11 protein-coding genes and 1 other RNA gene are annotated in these 13285 nt (G+C 53.5%); 8 read left to right on the forward strand and 4 right to left on the reverse strand.

The window, feature by feature from the left end; genetic code table 11:
- Nucleotides 1-105 precede the first annotated feature (105 nt).
- From ACQG03_RS09400 to ACQG03_RS09410, 3 genes are all read left to right on the forward strand, one after another.
- Nucleotides 106-1506: an MFS transporter gene (locus tag ACQG03_RS09400; RefSeq protein ID WP_038415905.1), complete on the forward strand. Its 1401-nt coding sequence runs from the start codon at nt 106-108 to the stop codon at nt 1504-1506.
- 3 nt (nt 1507-1509) lie between these two features.
- Nucleotides 1510-3885 (forward strand): glycoside hydrolase family 3 N-terminal domain-containing protein, encoded by a 2376-nt coding sequence (locus ACQG03_RS09405; RefSeq protein ID WP_063163263.1) that lies wholly within the window; start codon nt 1510-1512, stop codon nt 3883-3885.
- A 358-nt stretch (nt 3886-4243) separates the two neighbouring features.
- A complete protein-coding gene (locus tag ACQG03_RS09410; protein ID WP_022647855.1) occupies nt 4244-4450 on the forward strand; it encodes a hypothetical protein in 207 nt (68 codons plus the stop codon).
- A gap of 401 nt (nt 4451-4851) precedes the next feature.
- On the opposite strand, the gene rprA is transcribed toward ACQG03_RS09410, so the two are convergent.
- Nucleotides 4852-4959: antisense sRNA RprA (gene rprA / locus ACQG03_RS09415), an RNA gene on the reverse strand.
- Nucleotides 4960-5168: 209 nt separating this feature from the next.
- Nucleotides 5169-6284 (reverse strand): AI-2E family transporter YdiK, encoded by a 1116-nt coding sequence (gene ydiK / locus ACQG03_RS09420; RefSeq protein WP_063163264.1) that lies wholly within the window; start codon nt 6282-6284, stop codon nt 5169-5171.
- Nucleotides 6285-6483: 199 nt separating this feature from the next.
- On the opposite strand from ydiK, the gene ydiJ reads away from it, so the two are divergent.
- The 3 genes from ydiJ to ACQG03_RS09435 all read left to right on the forward strand — a co-directional run bounded on the left by ydiJ (nt 6484) and on the right by ACQG03_RS09435 (nt 10227).
- Nucleotides 6484-9540: a D-2-hydroxyglutarate dehydrogenase YdiJ gene (ydiJ, locus tag ACQG03_RS09425; RefSeq protein ID WP_063146059.1), complete on the forward strand. Its 3057-nt coding sequence runs from the start codon at nt 6484-6486 to the stop codon at nt 9538-9540.
- Nucleotides 9537-9947 (forward strand): 1,4-dihydroxy-2-naphthoyl-CoA hydrolase, encoded by a 411-nt coding sequence (gene menI / locus ACQG03_RS09430; RefSeq protein ID WP_022647858.1) that lies wholly within the window; start codon nt 9537-9539, stop codon nt 9945-9947. Before ydiJ ends, menI begins: the two co-directional genes overlap by 4 nt.
- 85 nt (nt 9948-10032) lie before the next feature.
- Entirely contained in the window at nt 10033-10227 is a 195-nt protein-coding gene (locus ACQG03_RS09435; protein ID WP_003857766.1) for a YdiH family protein, read from the forward strand.
- A gap of 46 nt (nt 10228-10273) precedes the next feature.
- On the opposite strand, the gene ACQG03_RS09440 is transcribed toward ACQG03_RS09435, so the two are convergent.
- Entirely contained in the window at nt 10274-10903 is a 630-nt protein-coding gene (locus ACQG03_RS09440; protein ID WP_023299922.1) for a helix-turn-helix domain-containing protein, read from the reverse strand.
- Between the two features lie 77 nt (nt 10904-10980).
- On the reverse strand, nt 10981-11640 hold the full coding sequence (locus tag ACQG03_RS09445; protein ID WP_022647860.1) for a winged helix-turn-helix transcriptional regulator: 660 nt from the start codon (nt 11638-11640) through the stop codon (nt 10981-10983).
- Between the two features lie 354 nt (nt 11641-11994).
- Between ACQG03_RS09445 and ACQG03_RS09450 the strand changes: the two genes are divergently transcribed.
- Together ACQG03_RS09450 and ACQG03_RS09455 are read left to right on the forward strand one after the other, a co-directional pair.
- Entirely contained in the window at nt 11995-12525 is a 531-nt protein-coding gene (locus ACQG03_RS09450; RefSeq protein ID WP_063163265.1) for a fimbrial protein, read from the forward strand.
- A 57-nt stretch (nt 12526-12582) separates the two neighbouring features.
- Nucleotides 12583-13260, forward strand: a complete 678-nt coding sequence (locus ACQG03_RS09455; protein WP_022647862.1) for a fimbrial biogenesis chaperone — start codon at nt 12583-12585, stop codon at nt 13258-13260.
- Nucleotides 13261-13285: the final 25 nt, after the last annotated feature.

Below are 13285 nucleotides of genomic sequence, written 5' to 3' on the forward strand. Positions count from 1 at the left end.
TAGTGGGCAGGGCGTTGCTAATACTTGAGCCTTACCGCGTACATCCGTCGGGATGATGCGCGACTGGTTGAAATACGTTTTAACCTGATAAAAAGGCAAATAACAATGACAATCTCCTCTGTATTACGTACCAAAGATAAAATAGGTTATGGCCTCGGTGATATGGCCAGCGCGCTGGTCTGGCAAACGGCAACGTTATTTCTCGCTTATTTCTATACGGACGTATTCGGTTTGCCGGCGGCCATTATGGGCACCATGTTTTTAGTGGTGCGCGTGATCGATGCGTTTGTCGATCCGTGTATTGGCGCGCTGGTGGACCGCACTCAGACCCGCCACGGTCGTTTTCGTCCCTGGCTGCTCTGGTTTGCCATTCCGTTTGGCGTGAGCTGCCTGATTACCTTCTACGTACCGGATGCCGGGCAGACGGCGAAAATTGTCTATGCCTGCGTAACCTATGCCATCCTGAGCCTGATCTACTCCGCGATTAACGTTCCATACTGCGCCATGCCCGGCGCGCTGACGCTCGACCCGCGCGAGCGCCACTCGCTGCAATCCTGGCGCTTTGGCCTGTCGTTTATCGGCGGGTTGATTGTAACGGTCATCGCGCTGCCGCTGGTCTCATTATTAGGTCAGGGGAATGTGCAAAAAGGTTATTTCTATGCCATGAGCCTGATGGGGCTGCTGGGTATTATTTTATTCTTCTGCTGCTTCTTTATGACCCGGGAGCGTTACTCGCCGCGCAATGACACCTCCGGCTCGATGCTGACGGATTTAAAACTGCTGGCCGCCAACAGCCAGTGGCGAATTGTTTTTCTGTTTAATATTTTACTGTTAACCGCCGTCGTGACGCGTGGCTCTGCGACCATGTATTACGTTAACTATGTTCTGTTACGTCCTGAACTGGTCTTTGCCTTTATTGTTTCCGGCATGGTGGCATCCTTAAGCGGCGCATTATTATCTGAACGCCTGCTGGGGAAATTTGATCGCGTACGTGCCTATCAGTGGACCATTATTTCTTTCGTTATTTTTGGCGCGTTGATTTTCTTCATTCCTCCTTCGCAGGTGTGGCTGATATTCGGTCTGAATATTGTGTTTAGTTTTATTCAGAACCTGACCACGCCGCTGCAATGGACCATGTTCTCCGATGTGGTGGACTACGAAGAACACCGCAGCGGCCGCCGTCTGGACGGGCTGGTCTTTTCTACCGCCCTGTTTGCCATCAAGTTTGGGTTGGCGCTGGGTGGGGCGGTAGTCGGTTGGGTGCTGGGCATGGTGGATTACGCGCCCGGACAGGCAAACCAGGCGCCTCACGTCCTCGCAACCATCAATGCCCTGTTCACCCTCATCCCCTGCGCGCTGTTCCTCTGCATGGTGGCGCTCCTTGCTATCTACAAACTCAACAGCCGACTGGTGGATTCCATTGCCCGTGAGCTGGCCAGCAAGCGAGACATTCGAAACGATGCGGGGCAGCTCAGCCCGGTAACCCAATCCGCACTACAGGAGTAAACCATGACTGTGATCTACAAGGACGCGGGACGTCCCGTACACGAGCGTGTCGCTGATTTACTGGCGCGTATGACGCCGGAAGAGAAATTTGCCCAGATGCACGCGTACTGGCTGATCCTCGATGAACACGGCAACCACCGCGAGCGCAGCGATTTGAGCGATGAGTTCGCTGGCGTGAGCGAACAGGCGTCCCTCAGCGAAAGGCTGAAGCTGGGCGTCGGGCAGATCACCCGTCCGCTCGGCACGCACATTGTTGATGCAAAAACCGGCGTGCGTGCCGCTAACCGCCTGCAACGTATGATGATGGAGGAGACCCGGCTCGGCATTCCGGCGCTGTTTCATGAGGAGTGTCTGGTGGGGCTGCTGTGCAAAGATGCAACCCTGTTCCCGTCGTCGCTGAACTACGGTTCCACCTGGGACCCGGCGCTGGTGCAGCGCGCGGCGGAGCAGATTGGCAACGAGGCCCGGTCTGTCGGGTGCCAGCAGGGGCTGGCCCCGGTGCTGGATGTCTCGCGCGATGTGCGCTGGGGACGGACGGAAGAGACCTTTGGGGAAGATCCGTGGCTGGTAGGGGTGATGGCGACGGCGTACGTGAAGGGGTTGCAGGGCGATAAGCGCGATCTGCTGGCGACCCTGAAACATTACGTGGGGCACTCCTTCAGCGAAGGGGCGCGCAACCATGCGCCGGTCCATCTGGGTTTCAGCGAGCTAAACGATACCTTCCTGCTACCGTTTGAGATGGCGGTGAAGCTGGCCAACGCCGGTTCGGTGATGCCGGCCTATCATGACATCGATAATCAGCCAGGGCACAGCGACCATTTCCTGCTCACCACCGTGCTGCGTGAACAGTGGGGCTTCGACGGCATTATTGTCGCGGATTACGGCGGCGTCAGCCTGCTGCACCAGCACCATGGGATCTCTCACGATCCAGCAGAATCGGCGGCGCTGGCGTTTAACGCCGGGCTGGACGTGGAATTGCCGAAGGATGACTGCGCGCGTCATCTGGCGGAAGCGGTAGAGCGTGGGCTTATCTCAATGGCGAAAGTGGATGAGATTGTGGCGCGCGTGCTAAGTGAAAAATTCCGTCTCGGGCTGTTTGAAAAACCGTACGCCGACGAAAAAGGTATCGATTTGCAGAATGAGGCGACCCGGCAGGTAGCGCGCGAGGTGGCAACAAAATCGATCACGCTGCTGGAAAATAACGGCATTTTGCCCCTCGGCGGAAAACCCCGTGTAGCGGTAGTGGGGCCGACGGCGGACGATCCGCTGGCGTTGCTGAGCGGCTACAGCTTCCCGGTTCACCTGATCATCAGCGATATGGTTGAAGAGACCTCGCAGGTGACAACCCCGCGCGCGGCGCTGGAACAGTACCTTGGTGCATCGCAGATACGTTACGCCAAAGGGTGCCACATTATCGAAAAACGGATGGCGGGTGCGCCGGTGTTCCCGGGCGACAGCGGCGGTAAACCGATGCAGCAATCGCCGGTTTCACAACGCACGGATTTGATCCCCGAAGCCGTGAGCGCGGCAAAAGAGAGTGACGTGGTGGTGGCCTGCGTGGGCGACCTCGCTGGGCTATTCCAGAGCGGCACCGTGGGGGAAGGATCGGATACCGATTCGCTGAATCTGCCGGGCGTGCAGCAACAGCTGCTTGAGGAGCTGGTGGCAACCGGCAAGCCGGTAATTGTCGTCATGACGGGCGGGCGTCCTTATAACCTTCAGGGGCTGGAAGAGAAGGTGGCCGCGCTGATGATGGCCTGGGCGCCGGGGCAGGAAGGGGGCTGGGCGATTGCCGATATCTTAACCGGCCGCGCGGAGCCGCAGGGCAGGCTGGTAGTCAGCGTGCCGAAAAACGCCGGGGCGATGCCGTACTACTATAACCACAAGCTGAAAAGCGGCGGCACGCCGTTTGCGTTCCATTTCGGCGCACTTTACCCGTTCGGTTACGGTCTGGGCTGGACGCAGTTTCGCTGGAGTGCGGCGCGTCTCGCTGAAAGCCACGTCCCGGTCGACGGAGAGGTGGTGTTAAGCGTCGATGTCAGCAACATCGGGGAGCGCAGCGGCAGCGAAGTAATACAGGTGTACGTGCGTGACAAAGTCGCGACGCAGGTTCGTCCGCTTCAGGAGCTGAAAGCGTTTCAACGCGTTACGCTTTCACCGGGAGAAAACGCCACCCTGACCTTTACCCTGCCGGTGGAGATGTTTAATTTCACCCGCCGGGACGGGAAGCGGATTGTCGAGCCAGGGGAATTTGAGCTACAGGTTGGCGCATCCTCGGCGGATATACGCGAGGTGGTGAACGTGCAGGTGACCGGGGAGACGCGGGTGCTGGAGGGGGAATGGCAGATGTTGAGTAGGAGTGAAATTTGTAAAAATTAATATTCAGGACTCGCCTGGCCACAAAGGCGAGTCCTCTTTCAAGCAATTAAAAGAAGAAAATGAACTTACAAAGCACTAATAACTTAAAAAAATAGTTCGCATAAGAATAGTCTTAGCCGCCTTGCTCTGAGCCTGGAACTGATATAGCTACTCCTCACCGTCTGCTGGTTGCAGGACTGCGCCAGATAGCCTGATAGGTTTGATGAGCTATAAAAGATGAAATTTAAATGAAGATACGGACTCTGTCTGATTTAAGTTCCCTGTGCAACGGCTACATGACAACGCAATGCAGGGAAAACGAAGACCTACAGTGCATAGCGTCAGAACTCAGGATTCAATAAGTAACTGGAGAGGTTAAGTGGTTGTAGATATTTCGGTGTTATTCATTATTCTTTTAATGATTGTGTGCGCCCTGATTTATCGCCTTTCTGTCATGGAAGATAAGTTGTTAGCAATGGAGTTAAGACACGCTACGGAAGTCAACGCAGCGCGTAGAGAAGGGTATATAAACTGCATGAATCTTCATGCTCAGGTTGAAAAAAGTATAAAAGATAAAGCTAAATGATGGCGTTTTTAGGAACGCCAGTTTGGCTGTTATATCATTTACTGTGCTTGCCTTGATGTTTATCTTTTTTCTTATGGCGGGAAAATAACCCACATAACTATTATTGACAGAAGAAAAAGGTGCAGGCGCTGCTCCTGGAGTGGTCAGCCGCCTTAAACGTGGTGATGCTCATTACAACGTGAACGTGCTCGCGCTGATGAACGGGCAGAGGCGACTAATAATTCAGAGTAAAAGGGACACCTGGCGGTACGAGAAAGATATTCAGTTGATAGTGAAATGGCATATGCTTATGACGAATGGAACTAAACAGTAAAACTCTTTCATCTCTATTCATCCGTCTGTAATGAACGGTTTTTTCGTTTAAAACACGCCTAAATCCTATGCCCTCAGCATAAGGTAAATAAAAAAAAAGCCCATCGTGGGAGATGGGCAAAGACTACACACAGCAATTCGTTGTTTCACTCAGGGGATTTCCATGCTTATAAATCAAGGTGTTGATTTATAACCGTGTCTTAATAGTAGGCATGCCAACTTTATGAGTCGATCGGATTCGTCTCAATAGTTAAAGGGAGGTAAAGATTTCTTGAAGAGAATGACGGTTTTAGGCATGAAAAGGCGGGTCTGACCAGTGCGCAGAGAATAAATAGTTTAGCAACGTTTAAGTATTTCTGCGAAGAGTGTAGGCCGGGTAAGCGTTAGCGCCACCCGGCAAAGGTTCTTACTGCGCGTTCTTATCTTCCAGCTCTTCAAGTTCGCTTAAGATGAGGTCCGGATCGGTTCCGGGTGGCGGCACTTCATGCACCCAGGCAGAGAAGAGACGCCAGGTTACCGCAAGCAGCACCGGACCGATAAACAGGCCAATCATGCCGAAGGCAATCAACCCCCCGATCACCCCGGACAGGATCAGAATCAGCGGCAGATCAGCGCCCATGCGGATGAGGAGAGGACGAATCACGTTATCCATGGTGCCCACCACGCAACTCCAGACCAGCAGCACCGTGCCCCAGGTCGTGTCCCCCGTCCAGTAAAGCCAGATAATGCAGGGAACCAGCACCAGCAGCGGACCAAGCTGTGCCAGACAGGTCATCAGCATGACAACGGTGAAAATGGTGGCATAAGGTACGCCGGAAACCGCCAGCCCGATACCGCCAAGCACCGCCTGCACCAGCGCTGTGACCACCACGCCGAGCGCCACCGCGCGAACGGCCTGGGCTGCCAGCAGCACGGCCGCATCGCCGCGTTTACCTGCCAGCCGGGTGGCGAAATGGCGTACCCCCAGCGCAACCTGCTCGCCGCGCCAGTACAGCAGGGCGCTGAAGACCAGCATCAACGCACAGTGCATCATAAAGCGACCAATATGCGCAGCCTGCCCGACAAACCAGGTGGTAGTTGTGCCGATGTACGGGCGCACTTTGGCCATCAGGGCGCTACCGCCCATCTCCAGCAGGCTGTGCCAGCCGCTGTATAGTTTTGCGCCCACAACAGGAATGCTGTTCAGCCACGCGAGATCCGGCAGCGTCATGTCACCGCTGGTGACCGCGCGAATAACCGGGCCGCTGCTGTCAACCAGGCTGTTAACCAGCAGCGCAATGGGAATAATAAACAGCAGGAACAGCAGCAGCGTCATCACCAGCACGGCAAGGCCGCGGCGACCAAACAGCAGTTTCTGCAAACGTAAGAGTAAAGGCCAGGTTGCGACCACGACGGTCGCGGCCCAGGCAAATCCGAGCACGAAAGGACGAACAATCCACAGACACGCAATAATCATAATGGCTAAGAACAGCACCGACAGCAGTATCTGTGCGACATCCCTGGGCTGACGAAGATTGACCATAAACGAAACTTTCCTTAAATGAACACCAGCAAGGCTGATGGGAATATAAACCGCATCTCTCTAATCATTAGTGATTTCAGCAATTTTTGACAGGCGGATTTTGCCCGTAATTCTACGAAGCACATAAGAAAAAAATGTGATAAAACTTTCCAGACACAACGCAAACGATTTCACACTATTCTCATTAGGGTCGACAGCAATGATCCCACAGATTTCTCAGGCACCGGGCGTCGTTCAACTGGTGCTTAATTTTTTGCAGGCACTGGAGCAACAGGGTTTTACAGGTGATACCGCCACCGATTATGCCGACAGGCTGACGATGGCAACCGATAACAGTATTTACCAGCTTCTTCCCGATGCCGTCGTTTTCCCGCGCTCTACCGCCGATGTGGCCCTCATCGCCCGTCTGGCGTCGCAGGAGCGTTTCAGCTCCCTGGTCTTTACCCCGCGCGGCGGCGGGACGGGCACCAATGGGCAGGCGCTGAACCAGGGCATCATCGTTGATATGTCCCGCTATATGAATCGCATCATTGAGATCAACCCGGAAGAGGGGTGGGTGCGTGTGGAAGCGGGGGTAATCAAAGATCAGCTGAATCAGTTTTTAAAACCGTATGGCTATTTTTTTGCGCCCGAGCTTTCCACCAGTAACCGCGCAACCCTTGGCGGGATGATCAACACCGATGCCTCAGGGCAGGGCTCGCTGGTCTACGGCAAAACCTCCGATCACGTCATGGGTGTGCGGGCGGTGCTGCTGGGGGGCGATATTCTCGATACCCAGCCGTTGCCGGTCGAACTGGCTGAAACGCTGGCAAAAGAGAGCACCACCAGCGGACGGATTTATCGCACCGTGCTGGAGCGCTGCCGCGAAAATCGCGAACTGATCCTCGACAAATTCCCCAAGCTCAATCGCTTCCTGACGGGCTACGATCTGCGCCATGTCTTTAATGACGATCTGAGCCAGTTCGATCTTACCCGCGTACTGACCGGGTCAGAAGGTACGCTGGCCTTTATCACCGAAGCGCGTCTGGATATCACCCCGCTGCCGAAGGTGCGCCGTCTGGTGAACGTCAAATACAACTCCTTTGACTCCGCGCTGCGTAATGCCCCGTTTATGGTGGAGGCGCGGGCGCTGTCGGTGGAAACCGTTGATTCAAAAGTACTGAACCTGGCCCGGGAAGATATTGTCTGGCATTCGGTGAGCGAACTGATTACCGACGTGCCGGATAAAGAGATGCTCGGTCTGAACATCGTCGAGTTCGCCGGGGATGACGCAGAGCTGATTGAGAGCCAGGTGAGCACGCTCTGCCAGCGTCTGGACGAGTTGATTGCACAGGGTGAGGGCGGCGTTATTGGCTGGCAGCTGTGTAACGACCTCTCCGGCATCGAGCGAATCTACGCGATGCGTAAAAAGGCGGTGGGGCTGCTCGGTAACGCGAAAGGGGCGGCGAAGCCGATTCCATTTGCGGAAGATACCTGCGTGCCGCCGGAGCATCTGGCGGATTATATTGTGGAGTTTCGTGCGCTGCTCGACAGCCATGGTCTGAGCTATGGCATGTTCGGGCACGTTGACGCGGGTGTGCTACACGTGCGCCCGGCGCTGGACATGTGCGATCCGCAGCAGGAGATCCTGATGAAGGAGATCTCCGACGAGGTCGTGGCCCTTACGGCCAAATATGGCGGTTTGTTATGGGGAGAGCATGGCAAAGGATTCCGCGCCGAGTACAGCCCGGCGTTTTTTGGTGAACAACTCTACGCCGAGCTGCGTAAGGTGAAAGCCGCTTTTGATCCTGATAACCGTCTTAACCCGGGTAAAATCTGCCCGCCAGAGGGCGTTGATGCGCCGATGTTGCAGGTAGACGCCGTCAAGCGCGGCACCTATGACCGACAAATTCCGATTGCGGTTCGCGCTTCCTGGCGCGGCGCGATGGAGTGCAACGGCAACGGGCTGTGCTTCAACTTCGATGTGAAAAGCCCGATGTGTCCGTCGATGAAAATCACCAGCAACCGCATCCACTCCCCAAAAGGACGTGCGACGCTGGTGCGCGAATGGCTGCGCCTGCTGGCCGACCGCGGCATTGACCCGCTCAAGCTGGAACAGGAGCTGCCGGAAAAACGCGCCAGCCTGCGCGGGCTCATCGAACGGACCCGCAACAGCTGGCATGCGAATAAAGGCGAATACGATTTCTCGCATGAGGTGAAAGAGGCGATGTCCGGCTGCCTGGCGTGCAAGGCGTGTTCAACCCAGTGCCCGATTAAAATTGACGTGCCGGAATTCCGTTCCCGCTTCCTCCAGCTGTACCACACGCGTTATCTGCGCCCGATGCGCGATCATCTGGTGGCAACGGTGGAGAGTTACGCGCCGCTAATGGCTCGTGCGCCAAAAACCTTTAACTTCTTTATCAATCAGCCGCTGGTGCGCAAACTGTCTGAAAAACATATCGGCATGGTGGATCTGCCGCTGCTGTCGGTGCCATCGCTCCAGCGTCGGCTGGTGGGGCACCGCTCGGCGAACATGACCCTGGAACAACTGGAAGCATTAAGCCCTGAGCAGAAAGCGAAGGTGGTGCTGGTGGTGCAGGATCCGTTTACCAGCTATTACGATGCGCAGGTGGTGGCTGATTTTGTCCGTCTGGCAGAGAAAATTGGCTACCAGCCGGTGGTACTGCCGTTCTCGCCGAACGGCAAGGCGCAGCACATTAAAGGTTTCCTGACCCGCTTCGCGAAAACCGCGCAGAAAACTTCAGATTTCCTGAATCGCGTGGCGCAGCTCGATATGCCAATGGTGGGCGTCGATCCGGCGCTGGTGCTCTGTTACCGGGATGAATATAAGCAGACGCTCGGCGATAAGCGTGGTGATTTTCAGGTCTTACTGGTGCATGAGTGGCTGCCTGCGGTGCTGAAGCAAACGGCCCCTCAGGAGGTCAGCGGAGAATCCTGGTACCTGTTTGGGCACTGTACCGAAGTGACCGCGCTGCCGACGGCGCCTGCCCAATGGGCTTCTATCTTCGCGCGCTTTGGCGCGAAGCTGGAAAGCGTCAGCGTGGGCTGCTGCGGTATGGCCGGAACCTACGGTCATGAAGTCAAAAACCACGCTAACTCGCTCGGCATTTACGAGCTGTCGTGGCACCAGGCAATGCAGCGCCTGCCGCGTAACCGCTGTCTGGCGACGGGCTACTCCTGCCGCAGCCAGGTGAAACGGGTGGAAGGTAACGGCGTTCGCCATCCCTTGCAGGCTTTACTGGAGATTATCGGATGATCTGGAAACGTGCGGTCACTCTGCAGGCCTTAAATGCTATGGGTGCAGAAAACATGGTCGGTTTGCTGGATATCCAGTTTACGCGCATTGGCGATACCGAACTTGAAGCGACGATGCCAGTAGACAGCCGTACTCATCAACCGTTTGGCCTGCTGCACGGCGGTGCGTCCGTCGTGCTGGCCGAAACGCTGGGGTCGGTCGCGGGTTACCTGTGTACGGAAGGGGAGCAGAAGGTGGTCGGGCTGGAGGTCAATGCCAACCACATCCGCTCCGTTCGCAGCGGGCGCGTGCGCGGTGTTTGCCGCGCACTGCACGCCGGAAGTCGTCATCAGGTATGGCAGATTGATATTCTGGACGAGCAGGATCGCCTGTGTTGTTCATCCAGACTGACGACGGCCGTTGTGTAAAGTTTCCGAATGTCTTGCTTTTGGTCAAAAATTAGCCGCCTGATTGTGATATACTGGTCACGTTTTGAACATAAGCGAGGACATCATGGATACTGAAATAACCCCAACACAGCTGGCAATTGAATATTTACGTCGCGATAAAAGCAATCTGTCTCCGGCGCAGTACCTGAAAAAGCTGAAACAACTTGAGCTGGAATTTACGGATTTGCTGGCGCTCTCTTCAAACGAGCTGAAAGAAGAGATCTACTTTGCCTGGCGGTTGGGCGTTCACGTCCATTGAGCAGTGAAGAAAAGGCCGCCCGCGCGGCCTTTTTTGTGTCTGAAACTCAGTATTTGGCAGGCAGTTTGTTAATTTTAATGAGCCGGCCTTCTTCCATTTCGATGAACCCGCCCGTTTTCAGGTCAGCCAGTATCCGCATTACGCCGCTGCGGGAAAGCCGGGTTTTATCCCGGATGTACCTTTCCGCCGTCACGCTGCGTCGGTAGTTGTCATCTTCCTGCATCAGCATCATGAGCTGCTGACGAATCATCTCGTAAGCCGTTGGCGCACCTTTCGGCATGACGTTGTGATAAAGGCGGTTATAGACAAACATCAGATGATTAGAAAGCAGCCCCCATAACGCCTTCTCTTTGATAACTTCTGCCACCCGATCGGTTGCTAGCACGCCGATCAGGCATGGCGTCACCGTTTTGAGATAATCGTTAAAATATATGTCCGTCAGGTTAGCGAGGCCAAACAGGGCGGGACTGCGCGCGGTGGTAAGCATCATGTCATCGCTTCTTCTGTATATCGCGATTGTGCCCTCGAGAATTAAATAACACATACTCTGCCCGTTAACCTGGAGATCAAGTTGCTCACCGGGATCGGTTTTATACGTGGCGCAGTGCGGCTGTAAGTGGGAAATCAGTTCCTGGGCATAGGGAGAGCCGCGATGCGATGGTTTGTCAGAAGACATAGCGTTAACCTGGAAAGAGACTGTACTTTCTATAGTGTCGCTCTTATTTTCCACCTTCTCCAGAGATAAAAACAGCCTCAGTACTTGCGGGGTAAGTGATGGATCTCGATTAGCACGCCGCGCTCCATAGTGATGTATTTCCCCGTCCGCAACTCCGCCAGGATCCGCATAATGCCGCTGCGTGAAAGATAGGTGCGGCTTTTGATATAGGCTGCGGCGGTAATGCTTTGTCTTATGGCTTCCGGCTCCTGCATCAGTTCTACCAGCTGAAAGCGGATAATGTCGTAAGCCGACATCTGCGATATCTGGGCACAATGTTCGTAAACGCGCGATGCGGTATAGATCAGCAGGTTCGAGAAGGACTCCCATAAATTCTGTTGTGCGACTACGTGATTAAAACGCTCCAGCGTAACGCTAGCCACCTCTGAAGTTTCCAGCGCTCTTACGTAGAGGTGCTCAGAAGAAAACTGGCTGCTCACGCCGAGTATAAAAGGTGCGGATTCGGAATTTAAGACGATACCGTCACCTCGACGATGCAATGCCACGCTGCCATGTAACAGTAAAAAGCACTGGCGGATATCACCGGAATAATAATGGATGACTTCACCTTTAGCCATGATGCATCTTTCCGTATGCGGCAAAACATTATCAATTATTTTTTCAATGTGCTTAAGAGGCTTAGCGCCAAGCACTGTTGTTATTTCATTGCCTGAAACGGGCGCAATACGGGTGTTCATAAGAGGCCTCATACACTGATGCGATCATTTTTTGATCGACATAAAGAATTATCTTAAAAAACAGTTAGTCAGGGAATATTTTCGTCGAGTCTAATTATAGACTTGCCTATTAATGAGTGTTAATTAGTTGAATTTGATACATTTTTGACTTAGGTCTAAAAGTAGACTGGGGACTTTATTGTTAAGATATTTCCAAAGTAATTTGTTTTGTTTTTGTTAAAAGAGAGTCTACAGCTAGACCCTAAAATCGATTGTGCGTAGAAAAAGAGTTGTATAAATTTTGATTCGTCGAAAGGGGTTTTGTTTCTGCAACTGAATATCGGTAATAAATAAAGTAATACAGGAAAGAGAATTATGAATAAAAAAATGATGATGGCAATGTTAGCGGCAGGTTCTGTACTCACCATGACCAATGCATTTGCAGCGGCAGGTACCGTTAATTTTAACGGAAATATTCTGGATTCTGCCTGCGACGTAGATGTGGCATCTCAGAACCAGGTGGTGGTATTGGGCGATTATTATAAAACGGAATTCCCGACGGCGGGAGCCAGAACGGCTGCGACGCAGTTTAATATTATTTTGAAAAACTGTCCTGTGACGGTCACCAATGCAAAAGTCCGTTTTGACGGTACGCCGGATTTAACCAACGCCAGCCTGCTGGCGATTGATACGTCCGTGGCGGGGGCGGCCACAGGGGTAGCGATTAACCTGATGACTGCAGATAAAGCCGATCTGCCGCTGTACGGCAGCAACAGCTATACCTACGCGCTCAGCAGTACGGCTGATAATACGCTGAACTTCTACGCGCAGTATATCTCCACCGCAGCGTCCGTGACTGCGGGCCCGGCTAACTCGGTCGCGAACTTCTCAGTGGTTTACAACTAAGTCATTGGCAGTAATTAGCAGGGGGCTTCCCGGCCCCTTGTTTTATGAGGTATTGAAATGCGTTTTATAACGACAACTGGCCTGGCGATGGCGCTGTTATCGCTGACGTTAACATCCGCCAGTGCTGGAGTAGTTATTGGCGGCACCCGCATTATTTTCGATGGGGCAAAAAAAGAAGCGTCAATAAGTATCACCAATCCTGATGACGTTCCTTATTTAATCCAGTCGTGGATTGATGTTCAGGATGGGCAATCCGGTAAAGCGCCTTTTATTATTACGCCTCCGCTGTATCGGCTGGATGGCGGGCAAAAAAACCTTGAGCGTATTGTCATGACAGGCTCGCTGCCTCAGGGGCAGGAGAGTTTATTCTGGCTGAACATTAAAGCTATTCCATCAGCTTCAAAGCAGATGAACTCGCTGCAAATTGCCGTCAAAACGCGGATTAAACTTATTTATCGGCCAGAGAGCCTTCGTGCGTCTACCCCTGAGGAACAAACCAACAAATTAACCTGGCATCGTGCGGGAAATGCTCTGCAGGTAAATAACCCTACGCCGTACGTTATCAATTTCAATGAAATAACGGTCGGGGGTAAAAAACTTGACGATGTCACGTACGTAATGCCTTCAGGCTCAGTTCGTTTCCCGTTACCGAATGGGACCAATGGCAATACGCTGACGTTTAAAGTCATTAACGATTATGGCAATCCTGGCGAATTACACCGGGCCAGTTTGTGATCCCTTTGCATTAATCGGGTGCTCG

This window comes from Enterobacter cloacae complex sp. 342H5, assembly GCF_050030905.1.
GTDB classification, from domain to species: Bacteria; Pseudomonadota; Gammaproteobacteria; order Enterobacterales; family Enterobacteriaceae; genus Enterobacter; species Enterobacter intestinihominis.

What these genes read in the sequence shown, in the direction of transcription:
- ACQG03_RS09400 (WP_038415905.1), top strand. Translation starts at nt 106, where the DNA reads ATGACAATCTCCTCTGTATTACGTACCAAAGATAAAATAGGTTATGGC.
- ACQG03_RS09405 (WP_063163263.1), top strand. Translation starts at nt 1,510, where the DNA reads ATGACTGTGATCTACAAGGACGCGGGACGTCCCGTACACGAGCGTGTC.
- ydiK (WP_063163264.1), bottom strand. Translation starts at nt 6,284, where the DNA reads ATGGTCAATCTTCGTCAGCCCAGGGATGTCGCACAGATACTGCTGTCG.
- ydiJ (WP_063146059.1), top strand. Translation starts at nt 6,484, where the DNA reads ATGATCCCACAGATTTCTCAGGCACCGGGCGTCGTTCAACTGGTGCTT.
- menI (WP_022647858.1), top strand. Translation starts at nt 9,537, where the DNA reads ATGATCTGGAAACGTGCGGTCACTCTGCAGGCCTTAAATGCTATGGGT.
- ACQG03_RS09435 (WP_003857766.1), top strand. Translation starts at nt 10,033, where the DNA reads ATGGATACTGAAATAACCCCAACACAGCTGGCAATTGAATATTTACGT.
- ACQG03_RS09440 (WP_023299922.1), bottom strand. Translation starts at nt 10,903, where the DNA reads ATGTCTTCTGACAAACCATCGCATCGCGGCTCTCCCTATGCCCAGGAA.
- ACQG03_RS09445 (WP_022647860.1), bottom strand. Translation starts at nt 11,640, where the DNA reads ATGAACACCCGTATTGCGCCCGTTTCAGGCAATGAAATAACAACAGTG.
- ACQG03_RS09450 (WP_063163265.1), top strand. Translation starts at nt 11,995, where the DNA reads ATGAATAAAAAAATGATGATGGCAATGTTAGCGGCAGGTTCTGTACTC.
- ACQG03_RS09455 (WP_022647862.1), top strand. Translation starts at nt 12,583, where the DNA reads ATGCGTTTTATAACGACAACTGGCCTGGCGATGGCGCTGTTATCGCTG.